The organism is Amycolatopsis acidiphila (genome assembly GCF_021391495.1).
GTDB lineage: Bacteria > Actinomycetota > Actinomycetes > Mycobacteriales > Pseudonocardiaceae > Amycolatopsis_E > Amycolatopsis_E acidiphila.
In genome coordinates, this window is record NZ_CP090063.1 from 2,385,231 (window position 1) to 2,405,222 (window position 19,992).

The window sequence follows — 19,992 nt, forward strand, 5'->3', positions numbered from 1 at the left end:
AGTGGACCAGGTGAGCGGACCCGTTGCGGCACACGGGGAAGGACCGGTGTGGCACGCGGGGTGGCCCGGGCTGCGCTGGGTGGACATGCTCGCCGGGGACGTGCTCGAGCTCGACGACGGGCAGGTGCGCCGCCACCACGTCGGCGATGTCGCCGCGGCGCTGCGCCCGCGCGCCGACGGGGGAGCCGTGATCGCCGTCGAGCGCGGCTTCGCGCTCGCGGACGCGTCGCTGACGAAGGTCGAGCCGCTGCCCGAGCTGTGGGCGGACCGGCGGGTCCGGATGAACGACGGCGGTTGCGACCCCGACGGCCGGTTCTACTGTGGATCGATGGCCTACGACGAGACGCCGGGCGCGGGCGGCCTCTACCGGCTGGACCCGGACGGCGCCGTCACTACGGTGCTCACCGGCATCACCATCTCCAACGGGCTGGCCTGGAGCCCGGACGGCGGCACCGCCTACTACATCGACACGCCCACGCACCGCGTCGACGCCTTCGACTACGACCCCGGGCGGGGCCTCACCGGCCGCCGCCCGGTGGTCGAGATCCCGCCGGACGCGGGGTCCCCGGACGGCATGACCCTCGACGCCGACGGCAGGCTCTGGGTCGCGTTGTGGGGTGGCGGCGCCCTTCGCTGCTACCGGCCGGACGGCGGCCTCGAGGAGCACGTGCCGCTGCCGGTCACGCAGGTCACGGCCTGCACGTTCGGCGGCCCCGGGCTGGACGAGCTGTACATCACCACCTCGCGCCAGGGCGTGCCGGAGGGTGCGCAGCCGGACGCGGGCGCGCTGTTCCGGTACCGGCCCGGTGTGCGCGGGCTGCCGGTGCTCGCCTACCGAGGCCGGTGACTTCCCGGCCGGCGCCGGATATCCTCGTCCATCTCGTCGAGCCGACCCCGCGGAAATGCTCGGGAATTCTTCCGCAATTTCGCCCGCACGAAGAAAACGATGTGCTCGGGGTGGCCCGCCTTGTGACGGACATTGCCCCCGCCGGGTAAATCGGCGGCGGTCAATGCCCAACTGAGCGCACTGGTAGGGAGTTTCGGTCGCCGGCGCAGTACCCGACCGAAACGGTCGCACCGAAAAAACGGCATACACTTTCGTTGTGTCCGATCCGCCGAGGAATTCCGGGAACCTGCCCGCCGAGCTGACCAGTTTCGTCGGCCGGCGCACCGAGCTGTCCGAGGCGAAGCGGCTGCTCACCGGCTCCCGGCTGGTCACCCTCACCGGAATGGGCGGGGTCGGCAAGACGAGGCTCGCGCTGCGCACGGGTGCGGGGTTGCGGCGCGCGTTTTCCGACGGCGTCTGGTTCGTGCGCCTGGCGGAGCTCACCGATCCGGCGTTGCTGCCCAGCGCGATCGCCGCGGAGCTCGGCCTCCGCGACGGGATACCGGCTCTCGCCCAGTACGTCGAGGACAAACGGCTGCTGCTGATACTGGACAACTGCGAACACCTGGTGGACGCGTGCGCCGTGCTCGTGGACAAGCTGCTCTCGTCGACGCCTGGCGTGCGGATCCTCGTCACCAGCAGGCAGATCCTGCGCGCGGACGGCGAGCAGGTGCTCGTCGTGCCACCGTTGCCGCTGCCGGCCGGCCCGCACGAGCCGAGGCACGGGGAGGCCGTCACGTTGTTCGCCGACCGTGCCGCGGGGGTGTTGCCGGGGTTCGCGATCGACGCGGGCAACCGGGAGCTGGTCACCCACATCTGCCGTCGCCTGGACGGGGTCCCGCTCGCGATCGAGCTGGCCGCCGTCCGGCTGCGGGTGCTGTCGCTGGAACAGATCCTGCACCGCCTCGACGACCGGTTCCGCTTGCTCACCACGGGAAACCGGACCGCCCCGGCACGCCAGCAGACGCTGGAGGCGGCGATCGCGTGGAGCTTCGAGCTGTGCACCCCGCAGGAGAAGGCGGTCTGGGCGGCGACCTCGGTGCTGGCCGGTGGCTTCGACCTGGAGGCGGCGGAGGCCGTCTGCGGCGGGGAGGCGCTCGATCTCGTCGCCGCGCTGGTGGACAAGTCGATCCTCATCCGCCGCGACGGCACGTACGACCGCAGTGCGTGGTACCGGATGCTGGAGACCGTGCGCGAGTACGGCGGCCTCAAGCTCGGCGAGTCCGGGCAGGCCGGGACGGTGCACGCGCGGCACGTCGGCTACGTCGCGGGGCTGGCCCGGCGGTACGAAAAGGAATCCTTCGGCCCGCAGCAGCTGGAGTGGATCGAGCGGCTCCGGCGCGAGCGGGTGAACGTGCGCGTGGCACTGGAACACTGCCTGACCCCGGCCGGAAACGTCGACCAGGCAAGGGAAATCGCGGCGGATCTGCGGGGATTCTGGTACGCGTCCGGGTTCGCGGCCGAGGGGCGCCGCTGGCTTGACGCCGTGCTGGCGCTGGACGGCGAACCCACGCGCGGGCGCGCACGGGCGCTCGAAGCCTGCGCCTACATGGCTTTGCAGAGCGGTGAGCACGTGGTCGCGCACGAGATGCTGATGGAGCTGCGCGCGCTCGCGGAACGGTTCGAGGACGAGCTGCTGCGCGCCGGATACGCGCAGTGCAGCGGGCTGGCCCGGTTCTTCGAGGGTGATCTCGTGGGTGGCCGGGCGAGGCTGGAACGGGCGCTGGAGGGCTACCGCCGGCTCGGGCAGCAGCGCCAGGTGTTCGCCACGCTGATCCTGCTCTCGGCCGTCACGTTCTTCCTCGAGGACCCGGCCGGCGCGCGGCTGGCCGGGGAGGCGCTCGAGATGTGCGAGACGCGGCAGGCGAGCTGGTCGAAGATGTACGCGCTGTGGGCGGTCGCGATCCACGAGTGGCGCCGCGGTGCACACGGCAGGGCGGCCTCGCTGCTGCGCGAGGTCGTCGTGATGCGGCTGGACGACCGCACGCAGCTCGCCTGCGCGGTCGGTGGGCTCGCGTGGTGCGCGGGCGCACTGGGACAGCACGAGCGGGCGGCGGGACTGCTCGGTGCCGCACAGTCGGCGTGGGTCCTCAGCGGCGGGACGGGCGCCGGCCCGTACCGCGCGCTCGACGAGCAGTGCGCCGAACGCGCCCGCCAGGTGATCGGCGCCGAGGCCTTCGCCGCCGCCTTCGACGCGACCGCCCGGGCCGGGCTGGACGAAGTGATCTCGTACGCGCTGGCGGAGAAGGCGAGCAAGCCGGCCCGGCCCGTGCGGCGCCACGCCGGCCCGCCGGGCGGGCTCACCCCGCGCGAGCGCGAGATCGCCGAGCTCATCGCGGAAGGGCTGAGCAACCGGGAAATCGCAGCGCGGTTGGTGATTGCCCAACGAACGGCGGAGACCCACGTGGAGAACATCCTCGCCAAGCTCGGGTTCACGTCGCGGGCGCAGATCGCCGCCTGGCTCGCCGAGCACCGCGCCCCGCAGGGGCAGCCGCGATCTACGTAGCGAACTCGGTAGGACTCCCGGTTCGCCCCGCCGGTCCCCGGCGCATGCTGGTTCCTGCCATCACAGGCCAGCCGGCCGGCGTCCGACCTCCCCCACGGAAGTCGACCGGTCGCGAGCGCGGCGGGTCCGCCCAGCCTGCCCGTGACGGCGTCCCGCCGCGCTCTTCCACGTCGTTGACGTGAAGTTCACAACGGTGCGACGCCGAATTCACAGGAAACTGTCAGAAATACTCTGGATGATGGTGTCACCGGATCAGGTGAACCAGGGGGTGGCCAGAGGTGCGGTGGAGGCCTGTCGCGTACACGGCCGTCGGGCTGGCTTCCGTCCTCGTGCTCGGGGTGAGCGGGTACGCGTGGACGCAGGTCAGCAAGCTCACCGACGGGCTGGCCACGGCCGACGTCATCGAGCCGGCCGCCCAGCTGCCCAGCACCCCCGACGTCCCGGTGCCGGAGCAGAACATCTTGCTCGTCGGCATCGACTCGCGCACCGACGCCCAGGGCGACCCGCTTTCGCAGAACGTCCTCGACCAGCTGCACGCCGGTGACGGCAGCGACGGCGGCGACACCACCGACACCATGATCGTGGTGCACATCCCCGCGGGCGGCGGCGAGGCGACGGCCATCTCCATCCCGCGCGACTCCTACGTCCAGATCGCGGGCGGCTACGGCAAGCACAAGATCAACGCCGCGTACAGCTACGGGAAACAGGCCGCGCGCACCGAGCTCGCCAAGCAGGGCGTCACCGGCGCGGCCAGGGAGCGCCAAGCCGACCAGGCCGGGGCGCGCACCGCGATCCAGACCGTCGAGAGCTTCACGGGCCTGACCATCAACCACTACGCCGCGGTCAACCTGCTGGGCTTCTACACGCTGAGCATGGCCGTCGGCGGCGTGCCGGTGTGCCTGAAGGAGCCGGTGCACGACAGCTACTCGGGGGCGAGCTTCCCGGCCGGGCAGCAGACCCTCTCGGGCGCGCAGGCGCTGGCCTTCGTGCGGCAGCGGCACGGGCTGGCCGACGGCGACCTCGACCGCATCGCCCGCCAGCAGGCGTTCCTCTCGAGCGCGGCCAAGGTGGTGCTCGCCGCCGGCACGCTGGCCAACCCGGTCAAGCTCGGCAACCTGATCGCGGCCGTCCAGCAGTCGGTGCTCATCGACTCCGGGTGGGACATCCTCACGTTCGCCCAGCAGATGCGCGGGCTCAGCTCGGACGGGCTGACGTTCGCGACGATCCCGGTGCAGTCGCTGAGCCTGCAGACCCCGGGCGACGGGGACGCCGTCAAGGTCGACCCGGTCCAGGTGCGCTCGTTCATCCAGGAGCTGCTGGGGAAGACGACGACCTCGTCGTCGCCGGGCGTCGACGCGCAGGCGGCCGAGAGCAGCGCGCCGCCGACCACCGTGACCTCGCTCGTGCCCAGCGCGAACACCACCGAGCTGAGCGGCTGCGTCGACTGACGGTTGGGTGACGGATATTCACCAACCTACTTTCGCGGGGTTTCGGCACCTCCACGATCGGGTGAGACTCGGACGCAGTGGTCGCGCGACCCGGTCCCTGCAGTCGAAGCGAAAGAGCGAGCGAATGAAGCGAACGAGCCTGATGAAGTCGGTGGGGGTGGCAGGCCTGGTGGCGGGCGCCGCGGTGGCGGTGTGCCTCGCGCCGTCCGCCGCCGCCCAGCCCGTGGCCGATGCGATGCAGCGTGACCTCGGGCTGACCGCCGAGCAGGTGCAGACGCGGCTGGCGCAGGAGGCGATGGCGATGAACCTCGCCCCGGCCGCGCAGTCCGCGGCCGGCCAGGCCTTCGGCGGATCCTGGTACGACGCGGCAGCCGGCAGGCTCGTCGTCGGTGTCACCGACACCGCCCGCGCGGACGCGGTGCGGGCGACCGGCGCGGACGCCGTCACCGTCGCGCACACGCAGGCTGCCCTCGACGCCGCGAAGTCCGCGCTCGACGGGTACGCCGGGCAGACCGCACCGAAGGAGGTCACCGGCTGGTACGTCGACGAGCAGGCGAACTCGCTGGTCGTGACGGTCGAGCAGGGGGTGGCGAACCCGGCCGTGCAGCAGTTCCTCGACTTCGCCCGGTCCGCGGGCCCCGTGCGCGTCGACTCGGTGACCCAGGCGCCACACCTGTTCGGCGGCAACGTCGTCGGCGGCGATGCCTACTACATCAACAACGCCGCCCGCTGCTCCGTCGGGTTCTCGGTCAGCGGCGGGTTCGTCTCGGCGGGCCACTGCGGCAGCGCGGGCGACTCGGTGACCGGCCCGGACGGCTCGGCGATGGGCACCTTCCAGGCCTCGTCGTTCCCGGGCAACGACTACTCCTACGTGCGAACCGACTCCAGCTGGACGCCGACATCCACCGTGGACGGTTACGGCAACGGGGACGTGCGGGTCGCGGGCTCGACCGCGGCCGGCGTCGGCTCCTCGGTCTGCCGTTCCGGCTCCACCTCCGGCTGGCACTGCGGCACGATCCAGGCGACCAACCAGACGGTGAACTACTCAGAGGGCACTGTCTCGGGGCTGACCAAGACCAACGCGTGCGCCGAGCCCGGTGACTCGGGCGGTTCGTGGGTCAGCGGCAGCCAGGCGCAGGGCGTCACGTCGGGTGGTTCGGGTGACTGCACCAGCGGGGGCACGACCTACTTCCAGCCGGTGAACGAGATCCTCTCGGCCTACGGCCTGTCGCTGGTCACGGGCTGACCGCGAAAGGCAGGGCGTCTCCGCCGTGGCGGAGGCGCCCTGCCGCTCAGGTCGTGGCGGGGATCCAGGCGCGCTCGCGCGCGGCCAGGCTGGCGTGCCGGCGCAGGCCCGCGAGGCTGTGCTTGGCCGGGACGAGCAGGGCGGTCAGCCAGGTACGGCGGTAGTCCTCCAGGGCGAGCGCGACGGTCCGGTACTCGAGGCAGTGCACGAGCCCCGCCGTACCGAGCCGGTGCCTGCCGGCGTGCTTCCCTGGCATCGTTCCTCCGTGTGGGTGCCCCTTCCGTCGCGGACGGTACGCAACGGAGGTGCCAAAGCGTAATACCTGGTCGGCGTGTCACCCGTATCGGTTCGATCACGGGGCGCGAGGGGTGGGAAATTGCCCACTTGTGTCAGGACGCGCCGGAGGCACCTGATTGAATGCGGCCATGTTGCGCGTGGGGCTCACCGGAGGTATCGGGGCGGGGAAGTCGACGGTCGCGGCGCGGCTCGCCGAGCACGGCGCCGTAGTGATCGACGCGGACAAGATCGCCCGCGAGGTCGTCGAGCCCGGCACCGAGGGGCTCGCGGCGCTGGCCGGGGCCTTCGGCACGGACGTCCTGACCGCCGAGGGAGCGCTCGACCGGCCCGCGCTCGCGGCGAAGGCGTTCGCCGACGAGGCCTCCCGGCAACGGCTCAACGGCATCCTGCACCCGCTGATCGGGGTGCGCACCGTCGAGCTGATGGCGGCCGCGGCGCCTGAGGCGATCGTGGTGCACGACGTCCCGCTGCTGGTCGAGGGCGGGATGAGCGCCAACTACCACCTGGTGCTGGTGGTGGACGCCCCCGTCGAGGTCCGGGTCCGGCGGCTGGTCGAGACACGCGGCATGCCCGAGGCCGACGCGCGGGCCCGCATCGCCGCGCAGGCCACCGAGGAGCAGCGGCGCACGGCGGCCGACGTGTGGCTCGACAACGGGGGCACGCCGGACCTGGTGCAGGCCGAGGTCGACCGGCTGTGGGCGGACCGGCTCGTGCCCTACGAGGCGAACATCCGGCTGCGGCGGCCGCGGGCGCCGATGTCCCCGAAGCTCTCACCCTATGACGAGGAGTGGCCGGCGCAGGCCGAGCGAGTGCTCGCCCGGATCCGTGCCGCGGTGGGGGAGCGGGTGCTGCGGGCCGACCACATCGGCTCGACGTCGGTACCGGGGCTGCCGGCGAAGGACATCGTCGACCTGCAGCTCACGGTGTCCACTTTGGACGAGGCCGACGCGTTCGCGGACACCTTGTCGGACGCGGGTTTCCCGCGCGCGGAGGGCGAGTGGTGGGACGAGCCGCAGGACGGCTCGGCCGGGCACTGGCCGAAGCGCTTCCACTTCGGCGGCGACCCGGGGCGGATGGTCAACCTGCACGTGCGGTCGCGGGAGACCCCGGCGTGGCGCCTGGCGCTGCTGTTCGCCGCGTGGCTGCGGGCGAACCCGGCCGAGCGCGACGCCTACGCCGAGGTGAAGCGCAAGCTCGCCGAGGACCACGCGGCGGACGGCACGGTCGAGGCCTACGCGCAGGAGAAGCAGGACTGGGTCGACGCCGCCTTCCGCCGCGCGGAGGCCTGGGCCGCCGCGACCGGCTGGACGCCCTGAGGCAGCGCCGCCCAGCGCCCGGCGGTCACGGCGTGCAGAGGATCTCGCCGTGCAGGATGGCGAACCAGCCGTCCGGGGCGGCGCCCCATTCGCGCCAGCCGGCGGACATGCGCTCCAGGTCCGCCCGAGTCGCGTACCCGTAGGAGACCGCCTGCCCGGCGATCGCCGACTCCAGGATCCTGTCCGCCCACAGCCCGCTCCACCACGCCCGGTCCTCCGGCGAGGCATAGCACCACACCGAAGCCGACGCGGTGACCTGCGTGAACCCCGCCTCCCGCGCCCACGACAACAGCCGCCGGCCCGCGTCGGGCTCACCGCCGTTGTGACGTGCCGTGCGCCGGTACAGCGACAGCCACTCGTCCAGGGCCGGGACCTGCGGAAACCACGTCATCGCCGCGTAGTCGGAGTCGCGCGCCGCGACCACGCCGTCCGGCCGGCACACCCGGCCCATCTCCCGCAACGCGAGCACCGGGTCGTGCACGTGCTGCAGCACCTGATGGGCGTGCACGACGTCGAAGCTGTCGTCGGCGAACTCCAGCGCGTGCACGTCCGCCGTCCGGAAGCGGATGTTCGCGACGTTCCGCTCCGCCGCCGTCCGCGTGCCCAGCGCGAGCGCCTCCTCCGTCGGCTCGACCGCGGTCACCTCGCCCGGCGCCACCAGACCGGCCAGGTCCGCGGTGATGGTGCCGGGACCGCATCCGACGTCGAGCAGCGAGAGCCCCGCCCGCAACCGGGGCAGCAGGTAGCCGGCGGAGTTCTCCGCGGTGCGCACACTGTGCGAGCGCAGCACCGCCTCGTGGTGTCCGTGCGTGTAGAGCGGCATGTCCGCACGTTACTAGAGCAGCCCCGCCGGAACGCCGTCGCGACCGCGGCGGCGCGGTCCTTCACCCCGAGCTCGCGTAGGCGTGCAGCAGATGTGTCTTCACCGTGGCCTCGCTGATGAACAGCCGCCGCGCGCCTCCTTGTTCGTGCACCCCCGCGCGATCAGGCCGAGCACCTCGAGCTCCCGCCGGCTCGGCTCCTCGCGCGCCGGCGCCCGCATCTGGCCCATGAGCCGGCTCGCGACGGCGGGCGAGAGCACGGCCTCGCCGCGCCCCCGTCCGGCGTGCGCAGTCCCTCGACGCATTCGACCGTGGTGGTCTTCCCGGCGCCGTTCGGCCCCAGGATCCCGAAGATCTCCCCCTGGTCCACCGTGAAGGACACGTCCTCCACGGCGACCTTCTCCCCGTAGCGCTTGTGCAGCTGCGCCACCTCGACGACCGCCATGGCCGTTCCCCTTCCTCGAACCTGTGTGCTTCGAGGATTTCGCGGCGCGAGGCCCGGCGAATCGACTTCGCGGTCAGATCGCGGTCCACCGATCGGTGGATGTCAGTGCCGCCGCCAGGACAACTCGATGTCCAAAGTGGACAGCCAGTCGCGGACCTTGTACCCGTGGGCGGCCAGGCCGGCCACCGTGTCGTAGGCGACCTCGAGCGCCCGGCGGGCGTCGGCGGGGCTGAGCAGCCCGGCGGTGGAGGCGGCGAGCAGCTCGTCGGTGTCGAGCACCTCCAGCCCGCGCCCGTCCCGCACCACGAGGTCGAGGTACCAGTCGGTGGAGCGCCAGACGTCGCCGTCGCGGTCCACGGTCACCACGTCGAGGTAGAAGTCCTGGTCGCGCTCGTGTCCCGCGCTGAACCAGAAGTCGGTCAGCCGCAGGCCGAGCCCGGGCAGGAGCCACGATTCGAGGTAGTGGAACTGCGCGCGACCCGGGGTGGGGCGGGCGACGTAGAGGCCGAACGGCTCGACGCGGTACTCCTCCACCTGCCGCACCGTGCCCTTCGGGTCGGTGTTCGTGCCCGCGGCGACGTCGAAGGTCTCGATCTTCGGCGGGTGGACGGTGCCCGCGTGCTCTGCCATGCGGCCTATCTTGGCGGGTTTACAGCCCGAAAACGAGTGTCACGCCGGTAGGGTGATCGCGTGGTGGACGAGGCGGACGTGAACGAGTTCCTCGCCCGTATCGCGGGCGACCTCAGCAACCAGGTCGGTGAACTGACGACCGACCTGGTGGAGCTCTACGCGCGTGAGCTCCCGCATCTCGTGCACGACGACGAGAGCGTGGTCAGCCTGCTTTCGGCGAGCCTGTTCCAGAACATCGACACCGCGCTGCGGATCTTCGTGCACGGCATCGACCCGACGCGGGTCGAGGCGCCCGCCGCGGCGATGGAGTACGCGCGCCGGCTCGCCCAGCGCGGCACCCCGGTGATCGATCTGATTCGCGCGTACTACCTGGGGCAGACCGCGATCCTCAACCACGCGCTCACCCAGGCGACCCGCCTGGCGGACGACCCGGTGCTGCTCGGCGGGATGATGAGCAAGGCGCTAACCGGCACGTTCGCCTTCATCGACCGGGTCACCAGGCAGGTCGTGTCGGCGTACCAGGAGGAACGCGACCGCTGGTTGCTCAACCGCAGCGCGCTGCGCGCGGCGCGGGTCCGCGAGCTGCTGGAGGGCGACGGGCAGGAGCTGGACGCCGTCGAGACCGCGTTGAGCTACCGGCTGCGCGGGACGCATCTGGCGATGATCGTGTGGCACGCCGTCGAGCCCGCACAGGGCAACGCGCTGGGTTCGCTCGAGTCGGTCACCGCGGCGCTCGGCGAGGGGTTGCCGACCACCGGGCTGCCGCTGCTGGTGCCCGCGGACGAGCGGTGCGCGTGGGTGTGGTTCCCGCTGGAGAAGGCGGTGCTGCCGCAGGAGGAGGACGTGCAGCGCGTGCTGGAGAAGGCGGAGCCGACGGTCCGGCTCGTGCTCGGGGATCCGGGCGAGGGGATCGAGGGGTTCCGGCGCAGCCACCGTCAGGCCGGGCGGGTGCACGCGTTGTCCACGGCGGCGGGGGAGCAGTGCGAGCGTGCCCTGACCTTCCGCGACGTGGGGGCGCTCGCGTTGATGGCCTCGGACGTCGCCGCGACCCGCAGCTGGGTGGGGGACATCCTGGGCGAGCTGGCGACGGACGACGAGCAGCACGAGCGGCTGCGGGAGACGCTGCTGGTGTTCCTCGCGACGGGCGGCAGCTACACCGCGGCGGCGGCGAAGCTGACGATGCACAAGAACTCGGTGCAGTACCGGGTGCGCAAGGCGGAGGAGACGCTGGGGCGGGCGGTCACCGATAATCGCCTGGACGTGGAACTCGCGCTCAAGTTGTGCCAGCGGCTCGGGTCGGCCGTGCTGCTCGCGCCCTGACCGACATCGGTGTTTAGCCGCTTGAATAATCAAAGACCCGATATTTTCGGTCTTTGACACCAGTCCTTCGGGTGATCATTGGGCCGTTGACACGAAGCGTTCGCGATTATTCCGGTTTACGCTCAGCGTATGGGGAACGTCATCCACGCCGAGCCGACCGATCTGATCGCGGTCATCCGCCTGCGGCGCGGCGTGGTCGGCGAGTGCAAACGGGTCAGCCATCTCGTGCCGCTGCCCGCCGACGGCCCCATCCCGGACCGGCTGCTCGCAGTCTGCGGCGAGGTCATCCTCCCCGCCCAGGCCGAGGTGCTGGACGGCATCGCCGGCATGCCGTGCGAAGCCTGCCTGGCGCGGCAGGCCCGGCGCGCCTGCCGCGCCCTGCGCTGAAGCTGGGCGTCGGGCAGTAGGTGTCCTTGGCGGGGCGGTTGTTCGCCGGGTGATTAATTCGCGGTGATTGTTCGCGGGTGATTGAGCGGGTGATTGTTCGGGTGCGGCCACGGGGTTCCGGTTGGTGTGCGCTCGACTGGCGCCCCTGAGACGGCGCTCGGCTGCATCCCGCGCCTGAGTCGGGCCGCTCGCCTTGCCACACGCTCCCTGTCGCCTGCCTCGCGCTCAGGCCGCGGCGGGTCGGGCTGCCTGTTTGGCTGCGCCGTCACCGTCACCGCGCCGGGTTGGGTCGCCGCCGCCTCGCCGCCTGCCTGGCTCCGCCGCCGCCACCGCCGTGCCCGGCCCGCCGCCTGCCTTGCGCCGCGCCGCTACCGCGCCCGCCTGGGCCACCGCCGCCGCGCCGGGTTGGGTCGCCCGTCTGGCTCCGCCGCGCCGCCTGCCTGACCGCGCCGTCACCGCGCCCGGCCACCCGACCCGCTCCCGGGCTCCCCTCCCCTCCGCCGTTCCCCAGACCCCCCAACCGCTTACTTGATGCCCGCCGCGTCCATGCCGCGCAGTTCCTTCTTCAGGTCGGCGATCTCGTCGCGGAGCCGGGCCGCCAGTTCGAACTGCAGGTCGCGGGCGGCTTGCATCATCTGGTCCGTCATCGACTGGATCAGGTCCGCCAGCTCCGCCCGCGGCATGGTCGACACGTCCCTGTCCACCAGCACCCCCGACGACCGGCCGCCGCCGCCCTGGACGGGCTTCTTGCCGCGGGACGCGTTCCGGCCCGAGCCCCCCACCTCGACCTCGCGCTCGGAGTCCTCGGCCTCGGTGTACACCCGGTCGAGGATGTCGGCGATCTTCTTCCGCAGCGGCTGCGGGTCGAGCCCACGCTCCTCGTTGTACGCGATCTGCTTCGCCCGGCGGCGGTTCGTCTCCTCGATCGCGTAGCTCATCGAGTCGGTCACCTTGTCCGCGTACATGTGCACCTCGCCGGAGACGTTCCGCGCCGCGCGCCCGATCGTCTGGATCAGCGAGGTCCCGCTGCGCAGGAAGCCCTCCTTGTCCGCGTCGAGGATCGCCACCAGCGACACCTCCGGCAGGTCGAGACCCTCCCGCAGCAGGTTGATGCCGACCAGCACGTCGAAGTCGCCCGAGCGCAGCTGCCGCAGCAGCTCCACCCGCCGCAGGGTGTCCACCTCCGAGTGCAGGTACCGCACCCGGATGCCCAGCTCCAGCAGGTAGTCGGTGAGGTCCTCGGACATCTTCTTGGTCAGCGTGGTGACCAGCACCCGCTCGTCCTTGTCGGCCCGCTCGCGGATCTCGTGCACCAGGTCGTCGATCTGGCCCTCGGTCGGCTTCACCACGACCTGCGGGTCGACCAGGCCCGTCGGGCGGATGACCTGCTCGACGAACTCGCCGCCGGCCTGGCCCATCTCGTACGGGCCCGGCGTCGCCGACAGGTACACCGTCTGCCCGATCCGCTCGGAGAACTCCTCCCACGTCAGCGGCCGGTTGTCCGTCGCGCTCGGCAGCCGGAAGCCGTACTCCACCAGGTTCCGCTTGCGCGACATGTCGCCCTCGTACATACCGCCGATCTGCGGCACCGTCTGGTGCGACTCGTCGATGACCAGCAGGAAGTCGTCCGGGAAGTAGTCGATCAGGGTGGCGGGCGCGGACCCGGCGGGACGGCCGTCGATGTGCCGCGAGTAGTTCTCGATGCCCGAGCAGAACCCGACCTGGCGCATCATCTCGATGTCGTAGCTGGTGCGCATGCGCAGCCGCTGCGCCTCCAGCAGCTTGCCCTGCTTCTCGAGCCTGGCCAGCTGCTCCTCCAGCTCCGCCTCGATGCCCTTGATGGCCTTCTCCATCCGCTCCGGGCCCGCGACGTAGTGGGTGGCCGGGAAGATCCGGACCTCGTCCACCTCGCGCACGATGTCCCCGGTGAGCGGGTGCAGGTAGTACAGCTTGTCGATCTCGTCGCCGAAGAACTCGACCCGGATCGCCAGCTCCTCGTACGCCGGGATGATCTCCACCGTGTCCCCGCGCACCCGGAAGGTGCCGCGCGCGAACGCGATGTCGTTGCGCGTGTACTGCACGTCGACGAGCGCGCGCAGGAACACGTCCCGGTCGACCTGGCCGCCGACCTCGAGCTTGCTCGAGCGGTCCAGGTAGGACTGCGGCGTGCCGAGGCCGTAGATGCACGACACCGACGCGACCACGATGACGTCCCGCCGCGAGAGCAGGTTCATCGTCGCGGAGTGGCGCAGCCGCTCCACGTCGTCGTTGATCGAGGAGTCCTTCTCGATGTAGGTGTCGGTCTGCGCGATGTACGCCTCGGGCTGGTAGTAGTCGTAGTAGCTGACGAAGTACTCGACCGCGTTGTGCGGGAACAGTTCGCGCAGCTCGTTGGCCAGCTGGGCGGCCAGTGTCTTGTTCGGCGCCATGACCAGTGTCGGACGCTGGACCCGCTCGATCAGCCAGGCCGTGGTGGCCGACTTGCCGGTACCGGTGGCGCCCAGCAGCACGACGTCCTTCTCGCCCGCCCTGATCCGGCGCTCGAGCTCGTCGATGGCCGCCGGCTGGTCGCCGGCGGGCTTGTAGTCGCTGACGACCTCGAACCGGCCACCGCTCCGGGGGATGTCGGAGACCGGGCGGAACTCGGACTGCGCCAGCACGGGGTGTTCGGTTGCGAAAGCCACGGGAACCAGGGTAGGCCCACCCACCGACAGTTTGTGTTCGCCCTGGTCAGCGGCGCCTCGGCCGCCCTCACTCCGCGCTCGGGTCGTTCTCCAGCAGGCCGAAGATGTTGCCCTCGGTGTCCTTGCAGTAGCCGAGCCAGCCCACCCCGGGCACCGCCGTCTTCGGCACGATGACCGCCCCGCCCGCCTGCTGCACGCGCCGCAGCGCGAGGTCGAGCTCCGAGACCTCCATCGTGTTGGGGTAGGCGTTCACCGGGGCGTTGTCCATGGGCGCCGGGCCCTGGCGCGGTACGAGCCCGCCGTCGATGCCGGGACCGTCACCCGTGCTGATCAGCCAGTACGGGTTGCTGCCCCAGCGCTCGAACGACCAGTCGAAGACCGTCGTGTAGAACGTGATCGCGCGCTCCGGGTCCGTCGCGTGGATCTCGAAGTGGACGGGACGAGGCATACGGTGCCTCCTCGCGTGGCGGGAAGGGAGAAGCTGGAGTTTACGCTTCCCCCGCCGTGCGCGGCTTGAGCCAGATGATCGACAGCCGTTCCCGTTCGACGGCGGCGACCAGCTCCTCCGTCGTCGGCACGCGCGGCACGTTGATCCTGATCCCGAGCTGCCGCTGGGCCTGCCGCACGCCCAGCTCCTCGATCCGCCGCGCGTAGGTCTCGGCCACCGTCCGCGCGTACTCCACCAGCACCCCGCGCATCGGCGTCGTCCGGCCCTCGAAGGTGACGTCGACGTCGCGCCCGCCGCGGAAGTTGACCCGCCACGGCGCGCTCGTCAGCACCATCAGGGAGCCCTCGTTCCGGTGCGCGGTGACCGGCACGTCGTAGCGGCGGCCGGTACGGCGCCCGGTGAACCGCAGCACCAGCACCGCCCGGTTCACCGGCTTGCCGAGCGGGGTGCGCAGGGCGGCCAGCAGCACCCGGTTGAGCACCTGTACCACCGCGGCGGGCGGATGGCTGACCTCGACGGCGTTCATGGCCCGGAGTATGTCAGCTCGTGATGTCCTTCGTGGCGAACCGGCGGGCGGCGATCAGCGACAGCACCGTCGCGTAGGCGACCGCCGAGAGCGCGCCCGCGGCCATGTTGGTCCAGTCGATGTCGTTCGCGATCAGGTCCATCCAGGCGTAGGAGTAGTGCGTCGGCAGGTAGTTGCGCAGGCTGCCCAGCGCGGTGATCTGGTCCAGGATCTGGGACAGGATCGCCGCCAGCACCGCGCCGCCGACCGCGCCCAGCGGCGCGTCGGTGGACACGCTCAGCAGCAGCGCGAGCCCCGCGACCCAGGCCAGCTGCACCACGATGTACACCGTGGCCAGTGCGATCACCGCCAGGCTGCGGCCGAACGGGATCGCGTCCCCGGTCGGGCTGATCGCATCGCCGGCGCCGTACCAGATCAGGCCCACCACGAGCGAGACCACCGGCAACAGCACCAGCGCGAGCACCGACAGCAGTCCCGACGCGATCGCCTTCTGCCGCAGCACCCGGTGCCGCGGCACCGGGATCGCGAGCAGGTACTTCAGGCTGGACCACGAAGCCTCGCTCGCGATGGTGTCCCCGAAGAACAGTGCGACGATCGTGGGCAGCAGGAAGCCGCCCGCGACGAACAGCGCCAGCACCACGAAGTTCGGCGCGCTCGCCGTGGCCAGGTCGACGAAGCCGCCGGAGCGCCGGTTCGGGCTGGACTGGCCCACCTCGAACGCGACCACCAGGATGAACGGCAGCAGCACGACGAACCCGAGCACGAGCTGGGTGCGCCGGCGGTGCAGCTGACGGCGCAGCTCCACCCCGAGCCGGAGCGTGCGCCCCGCCCGGTAGCCCGCGACCCCGCCGTCCGCGCCGACCTCGGTCTGCTCGCGCCGGGCCGCCTCGGTCAGCTCGTCGAGCGCGGCGGGGTCGGTGTGGACTCCGTGGTCGAGCTCCGCGTTCGCGGTCTCGTGCTTGCTCATTCCCCGTCACCCACCAATCTCAGGAACGCGTCCTCCAGCCGGCGCCGCGGCCCGGCCTGCTCGACCGCGACCCCGGCGCGCACCAGCGCGGCCACGGCCTCGGCTCGCGGCAGCCCGTCCAGGTCGGCGTGCACGAGGTCGCCCTCGATGTCCACTTCGGACACTCCGCCGACCGAGCGCAGCGCGCTCGCCGCCGCCTCCGGGTCGTCGACGCGGAACGTCGCCTCCCCGCCGGCCGCGGCGATGTCGCCGACCTCGCCCGAGGCGACCAGCGCGCCGCGGTGCATGACCACCACGTGCGTGCAGGTCTGCTCGACCTCGGCCAGCAGGTGGCTCGACACCACCACGGTGCGCCCGGTCGCCGCGTACCGCTGCAGCACCTCACGCATCTGGTGGATCTGGGGCGGGTCGAGCCCGTTGGTCGGTTCGTCGAGCACGAGCAGCTCCGGCAGCCCGAGCATCGCCTGCGCGATCGCCAGCCGCTGCCGCATGCCCTGGCTGTAGGTGCGCACCTTCCGGTGCACCGCGTCGCCGAGGCCCGCGATCTCCAGCGCCTCGGCGAAGTGCGCCCGCTCCGCGGGCCGCCCGGTCGCGTCCCAGTACAGCCGCAGGTTCAGCTCGCCGGACAGGTGTGGCAGGAAGCCCGAACCCTCCACGAAGGACCCGATCCGCGACAGCACGGGCGCGCCCGCGCTCACCTGGTAGCCGAACACCCTGATCTGCCCCGTGGTGGGCGTGATCAGGCCCATCAGCATGCGCAGCGTGGTCGTCTTGCCCGCGCCGTTCGGCCCGAGCAGGCCGAGCACCTGGCCGGGTTCGACCCGGAACGACAGGTCCCGTACCGCGGTGACCCCACCGCGGTAGGCCTTCGTCAGCCCTTCGATCACCAGCGGCACGTCCGCGAGCGCCGGGTCCGCGCGGTGCGAGCGCCGCCGGCGCAGTGCGGCGAGGATCGCGACGACGAGCGCGGCGAGGAGGATGCCCGCGATCCCCAGGAGGCTGCCGACCGGCCAGCCGGAGCCGACCGCGGTCCCGGGGATGACCGGCACGGACACCCCGCCGTCGATCGAGACCTGGTAGGCGGCCGGGGCGATCGGTGTCGTGTACGCCTGGTCGGTCGTGGTGACCACGACCTGCAGCGAGTGCCCGGACTCGATCGGCCGCACGATGCCGGCGAGGGTCACGGTCACCTCGGCCGGGCCGCCGGTGAGCGGGACCCGCACCGGCGCGACGGCGTTCGCCGGCAGGGTGCGGGTGCCGTCAGGGCTGACGTCGTACAGCTTGACGAACAGCACCGCGTCCGGCGTACTTCCGGCGACGCGCAGCCGGATCGTCGGGGACCCGGCGACCAGCAGCTGCGAGTCGACCGGCGCGGTGGTGAACCGGGCGGACTCGCCCGGCGGGTCGATCCCGAACAGGCCGGAGAGCCGGGCGGACCCGGCGAGCCCGTTCAGGCCGGGGATCCCGCTGACCGCGGCCGGCGCGCCGCCCGGCGGGTTGATGATCGTCTGCTGACCGCCGCGCAGCGCCACGGAGCTCCGCTGCGTCGCGTCGCCGGTGATTCCCGGGTAGTCCGGAGCGTTCTGGATCCGCACCGACGGCGCCCCCGATGCCCGCAATGAACCCTGGACGTCGTAGGAGAAGCCGGTGACCGGGTTGGCTCCTTCGCCGGTGAGCTGGAACCACAGCCAGTCCGCGACCTTGGCGCGCAGCTGCGGTCCCGGCTGCCCGCCGTCGTGCCCGCCCGCGTACCAGATCTGCTGGACCTTGCCGCCCGCCGCGGCGATCTGGCGGGCGGTCGCGTCGGACTGGTCGAGCCCGAACAGCGTGTCGGTCTCGCCCTGCACGAGCAGTGTCGGCGCGGTGATCCGGCTCGTCACCGACGCGGGGGACAGGCGGCGCAGCAGGTCGACGGTCGCCGGGGTGGCCCGGCCCGTCGTGGCGAGCTCGGTGTAGGCCTGGCAGATCTGCGCCGTGAACCGGCCGCACACACTGTCCGCCGACGGCAGCTGCGCCGGCGCGCCCGCCGCCGCGCCGCCACCGCTGCCGCTCTGGCTGCTGCTGTCGTCGGTCTCCTGCCCGGGCTCGGGCGCCTCCGTGCCCAGGCCGCCCGAGCCGCCGGCGCTCGACGAGCCCGCGGAGAACAGGATGCCGGCCCAGGACCGCTTGAACACCCCGTCCGGGGCGAACGCGCCGGCCGCCGGAGTGGTGGCCGCCGGGGCGGTGGCGCTCGCGGCGTTGGGCACGAGGCCCTGCGCGAGGTCGTTGTAGGTGATCTCGGGCGAGATCGCGTCGATCCGCTTGTCCTGCCCCGCGAGCAGCAGCGCCAGCGCGCCGCCGTAGGACGCGCCGACGACGCCGATGCGCGGGTCGTCGGGGCCGTCGAGGCGGACCTCGGGCCGCTTCGCGAGGTAGTCGACGAGATGGGACGCGTCGGCCACCTCGAGGTCGGGGTCGTTGAGCCCGATCTGCCCGGTGCTGTGCCCGAAGCCGCGCGCCGACCAGGTGAGCACGACGAACCCGCGCCGCGCCAGCTCCTGCGCCTCGCTCGCGACGCTGGTCTTGTCGGCGCCGAACCCGTGGGGCAGCAGCAGCGCCGGCGCCGGGGTGCGCGCGGGCAGGAAGAGAGTGGTGTCCAGGTGCACCTGCTGGGCCGAGCCGGGGGCCGCGGGCACGTCGAGCACGCCGTCCTGGCTCGCGACCGGCGCGGCGCCACGGCCGGCGCCGGCCCACACGACACCGACGGCGGCGAGGATCACCACGACCACACCGAGCGTCAGCAGACGGGCACGGCGGGTGTGCGGAAGCGGAATTCGGGGCACCCCGAAACCGTATGGGAAGTTTCCTGAGAACGAACGAGAGCGGTCGCCTTCCGCGGTGATAAGGGCAACCTAAGCTGGCATCCTGGCCTCACATCGGACATGATGGACAGGACGTGGAGGGGAGTATTCCTTCGCGGCGGTGTCGTCAGCACGGCGATCCTTCGGGGTCCCCGGCACCGTCGGCCGGTTTCCGAACCGGCGGAAGAGACCTCCGGCTAGCAGCTGTGCGCGCTAACCGGAGGTTTTGCGTAAATGACCGTCCCTGTGTGGCTCTGGCTCGCGACCGTTGCGGGCCTGCTCATCCTGATCGCGATCGATCTGGTGATCGTCGACCACAAGCCCCACGAGGTGACCACCGGTGAAGCGGCCAAATGGGTCGTGTTCTACGTGTCGTGCGCGGTGCTCTTCGGCGCCGGGGTGTGGATCTTCGCGGGGCACGACCCCGGCATCCAGTTCTTCACCGGCTACATCACCGAGTACTCGCTGTCGGTCGACAACCTGTTCATCTTCATGGTGATCATGGCGTCGTTCAAGGTGCCCGCGATCCACCAGCACCGGGTGCTGCTCATCGGCATCCTGCTGGCGCTGGCCATGCGCAGCGTCTTCATCGCGGTCGGCGCGGCGCTGATCGCGCAGTTCGTGTGGGTGTTCTTCCTCTTCGGCGCGGTCCTGCTTTGGACGGCCGCCAGCATGTTGCGCGGCAACGAGGACAAGGACGAGTACCACGAGAACGCGGTGACCCGCTGGGTGCGCAAGATCTACCCGGTCAGTGACTCCTACGACGGGCACCGGATGTTCGTCAAGCGCGAGGGCAGGCGGCTGATGACGCCGATGTTCCTCGTGATCATCGCGATCGGCAGCGCCGACCTGCTCTTCGCCGTCGACTCGATCCCGGCCATCTTCGGCATCACCCAGGAGGCCTTCCTGGTCTTCACCGCCAACGCGTTCGCCCTGATGGGCCTGCGGCAGCTGTTCTTCCTGCTCGGCGGGCTGGTGAACAAGCTCGTGTACCTCTCCTACGGGCTGGCGGTGATCCTCGCGTTCATCGGCGCGAAGCTGGTGCTGCACGCGTTGCACGAGTACCACCTGGCGCCGGACTGGCTCGACATCAACAACTGGATCTCGCTCGGGGTGATCGTCGTCGTGCTGACCATCACGACCGTCGCGAGCCTGGCCAAGAGCAGGCGCAACGCCGCCAGGGAAGCCGCGTCGGCGCAGGCGGGCGACCGGTAGGTTCGACGGT

16 protein-coding genes and 2 pseudogenes are annotated in these 19,992 nt (G+C 71.7%); 8 read left to right on the forward strand and 10 right to left on the reverse strand.

Going from position 1 to position 19,992, the window contains the following annotated elements:
* The first annotated feature begins 1 nt into the window (after position 1).
* The 4 genes from LWP59_RS11625 (at position 2) to LWP59_RS11640 (ending at position 6,086) form a co-directional block, all read left to right on the forward strand.
* Positions 2 to 847, forward strand: coding sequence for an SMP-30/gluconolactonase/LRE family protein (locus LWP59_RS11625; protein ID WP_144645245.1), 846 nt, complete (start codon positions 2 to 4; stop codon positions 845 to 847).
* A gap of 256 nt (positions 848 to 1,103) precedes the next feature.
* The gene (locus tag LWP59_RS11630) at positions 1,104 to 3,392 is read left to right on the forward strand and encodes an ATP-binding protein (protein ID WP_144645228.1); all 2,289 of its coding nucleotides are present in this window, start codon (positions 1,104 to 1,106) and stop codon (positions 3,390 to 3,392) included.
* 278 nt (positions 3,393 to 3,670) lie between these two features.
* On the forward strand, positions 3,671 to 4,840 hold the full coding sequence (locus tag LWP59_RS11635; RefSeq protein WP_144645226.1) for an LCP family protein: 1,170 nt from the start codon (positions 3,671 to 3,673) through the stop codon (positions 4,838 to 4,840).
* 124 nt (positions 4,841 to 4,964) lie between these two features.
* Positions 4,965 to 6,086, forward strand: coding sequence for a S1 family peptidase (locus LWP59_RS11640; protein WP_144645224.1), 1,122 nt, complete (start codon positions 4,965 to 4,967; stop codon positions 6,084 to 6,086).
* Positions 6,087 to 6,132: 46 nt separating this feature from the next.
* Here the strand turns inward: LWP59_RS11640 and LWP59_RS11645 are convergent, their stop codons facing one another.
* The gene (locus LWP59_RS11645) at positions 6,133 to 6,342 is read right to left on the reverse strand and encodes a hypothetical protein (RefSeq protein WP_144645222.1); all 210 of its coding nucleotides are present in this window, start codon (positions 6,340 to 6,342) and stop codon (positions 6,133 to 6,135) included.
* A gap of 169 nt (positions 6,343 to 6,511) precedes the next feature.
* Between LWP59_RS11645 and coaE the strand changes: the two genes are divergently transcribed.
* A complete protein-coding gene (gene coaE, locus LWP59_RS11650) occupies positions 6,512 to 7,699 on the forward strand; it encodes a dephospho-CoA kinase (RefSeq protein ID WP_144645220.1) in 1,188 nt (395 codons plus the stop codon).
* 25 nt (positions 7,700 to 7,724) lie between these two features.
* Here the strand turns inward: coaE and LWP59_RS11655 are convergent, their stop codons facing one another.
* The 4 genes and pseudogenes from LWP59_RS11655 to LWP59_RS11670 all read right to left on the reverse strand — a co-directional run bounded on the left by LWP59_RS11655 (position 7,725) and on the right by LWP59_RS11670 (position 9,595).
* Positions 7,725 to 8,522: a methyltransferase domain-containing protein gene (locus LWP59_RS11655; RefSeq protein ID WP_144645218.1), complete on the reverse strand. Its 798-nt coding sequence runs from the start codon at positions 8,520 to 8,522 to the stop codon at positions 7,725 to 7,727.
* A 20-nt stretch (positions 8,523 to 8,542) separates the two neighbouring features.
* Positions 8,543 to 8,792, reverse strand: a pseudogene (locus LWP59_RS11660) (helix-turn-helix domain-containing protein); the annotation flags it as partial.
* Positions 8,783 to 8,965 (reverse strand): annotated as a pseudogene (locus LWP59_RS11665) (ATP-binding cassette domain-containing protein); the annotation flags it as partial. The pseudogenes LWP59_RS11665 and LWP59_RS11660, both read right to left, overlap by 10 nt.
* A 102-nt stretch (positions 8,966 to 9,067) precedes the next feature.
* Positions 9,068 to 9,595 carry a DUF402 domain-containing protein gene (locus LWP59_RS11670; RefSeq protein ID WP_144645216.1) on the reverse strand — a complete coding sequence of 176 codons (528 nt, stop codon included), beginning with the start codon at positions 9,593 to 9,595 and terminating at the stop codon, positions 9,068 to 9,070.
* 60 nt (positions 9,596 to 9,655) lie between these two features.
* On the opposite strand from LWP59_RS11670, the gene LWP59_RS11675 reads away from it, so the two are divergent.
* Together LWP59_RS11675 and LWP59_RS11680 are read left to right on the forward strand one after the other, a co-directional pair.
* On the forward strand, positions 9,656 to 10,915 hold the full coding sequence (locus LWP59_RS11675) for a PucR family transcriptional regulator (protein WP_144645214.1): 1,260 nt from the start codon (positions 9,656 to 9,658) through the stop codon (positions 10,913 to 10,915).
* A gap of 129 nt (positions 10,916 to 11,044) precedes the next feature.
* Entirely contained in the window at positions 11,045 to 11,302 is a 258-nt protein-coding gene (locus tag LWP59_RS11680) for a hypothetical protein (protein WP_144645212.1), read from the forward strand.
* Between the two features lie 524 nt (positions 11,303 to 11,826).
* Here LWP59_RS11680 and uvrB read toward each other — a convergent pair.
* From uvrB to LWP59_RS11705, 5 genes are all read right to left on the reverse strand, one after another.
* Entirely contained in the window at positions 11,827 to 13,986 is a 2,160-nt protein-coding gene (gene uvrB / locus LWP59_RS11685) for an excinuclease ABC subunit UvrB (RefSeq protein WP_186383467.1), read from the reverse strand.
* Positions 13,987 to 14,053: 67 nt separating this feature from the next.
* Positions 14,054 to 14,434 (reverse strand): VOC family protein, encoded by a 381-nt coding sequence (locus LWP59_RS11690; RefSeq protein WP_144643273.1) that lies wholly within the window; start codon positions 14,432 to 14,434, stop codon positions 14,054 to 14,056.
* A gap of 40 nt (positions 14,435 to 14,474) precedes the next feature.
* Positions 14,475 to 14,960 (reverse strand): hypothetical protein, encoded by a 486-nt coding sequence (locus tag LWP59_RS11695; protein ID WP_186383468.1) that lies wholly within the window; start codon positions 14,958 to 14,960, stop codon positions 14,475 to 14,477.
* 13 nt (positions 14,961 to 14,973) lie between these two features.
* A complete protein-coding gene (locus LWP59_RS11700; protein WP_144643274.1) occupies positions 14,974 to 15,927 on the reverse strand; it encodes an ABC transporter permease in 954 nt (317 codons plus the stop codon).
* A complete protein-coding gene (locus LWP59_RS11705; protein ID WP_144643275.1) occupies positions 15,924 to 18,749 on the reverse strand; it encodes an alpha/beta fold hydrolase in 2,826 nt (941 codons plus the stop codon). Before LWP59_RS11705 ends, LWP59_RS11700 begins: the two co-directional genes overlap by 4 nt.
* 252 nt (positions 18,750 to 19,001) lie before the next feature.
* On the opposite strand from LWP59_RS11705, the gene LWP59_RS11710 reads away from it, so the two are divergent.
* Positions 19,002 to 19,982 carry a TerC family protein gene (locus tag LWP59_RS11710; RefSeq protein WP_144643276.1) on the forward strand — a complete coding sequence of 327 codons (981 nt, stop codon included), beginning with the start codon at positions 19,002 to 19,004 and terminating at the stop codon, positions 19,980 to 19,982.
* Positions 19,983 to 19,992: the final 10 nt, after the last annotated feature.

Excerpts from the sequence above, each read along its gene's own strand:
- LWP59_RS11640 (WP_144645224.1), top strand. The coding sequence starts at position 4,965 with ATGAAGCGAACGAGCCTGATGAAGTCGGTGGGGGTGGCAGGCCTGGTG.
- LWP59_RS11695 (WP_186383468.1), bottom strand. The coding sequence starts at position 14,960 with ATGAACGCCGTCGAGGTCAGCCATCCGCCCGCCGCGGTGGTACAGGTG.
- LWP59_RS11655 (WP_144645218.1), bottom strand. The coding sequence starts at position 8,522 with ATGCCGCTCTACACGCACGGACACCACGAGGCGGTGCTGCGCTCGCAC.
- LWP59_RS11690 (WP_144643273.1), bottom strand. The coding sequence starts at position 14,434 with ATGCCTCGTCCCGTCCACTTCGAGATCCACGCGACGGACCCGGAGCGC.
- LWP59_RS11710 (WP_144643276.1), top strand. The coding sequence starts at position 19,002 with ATGACCGTCCCTGTGTGGCTCTGGCTCGCGACCGTTGCGGGCCTGCTC.
- LWP59_RS11645 (WP_144645222.1), bottom strand. The coding sequence starts at position 6,342 with ATGCCAGGGAAGCACGCCGGCAGGCACCGGCTCGGTACGGCGGGGCTC.
- LWP59_RS11680 (WP_144645212.1), top strand. The coding sequence starts at position 11,045 with ATGGGGAACGTCATCCACGCCGAGCCGACCGATCTGATCGCGGTCATC.
- LWP59_RS11670 (WP_144645216.1), bottom strand. The coding sequence starts at position 9,595 with ATGGCAGAGCACGCGGGCACCGTCCACCCGCCGAAGATCGAGACCTTC.
- LWP59_RS11700 (WP_144643274.1), bottom strand. The coding sequence starts at position 15,927 with ATGAGCAAGCACGAGACCGCGAACGCGGAGCTCGACCACGGAGTCCAC.
- coaE (WP_144645220.1), top strand. The coding sequence starts at position 6,512 with ATGTTGCGCGTGGGGCTCACCGGAGGTATCGGGGCGGGGAAGTCGACG.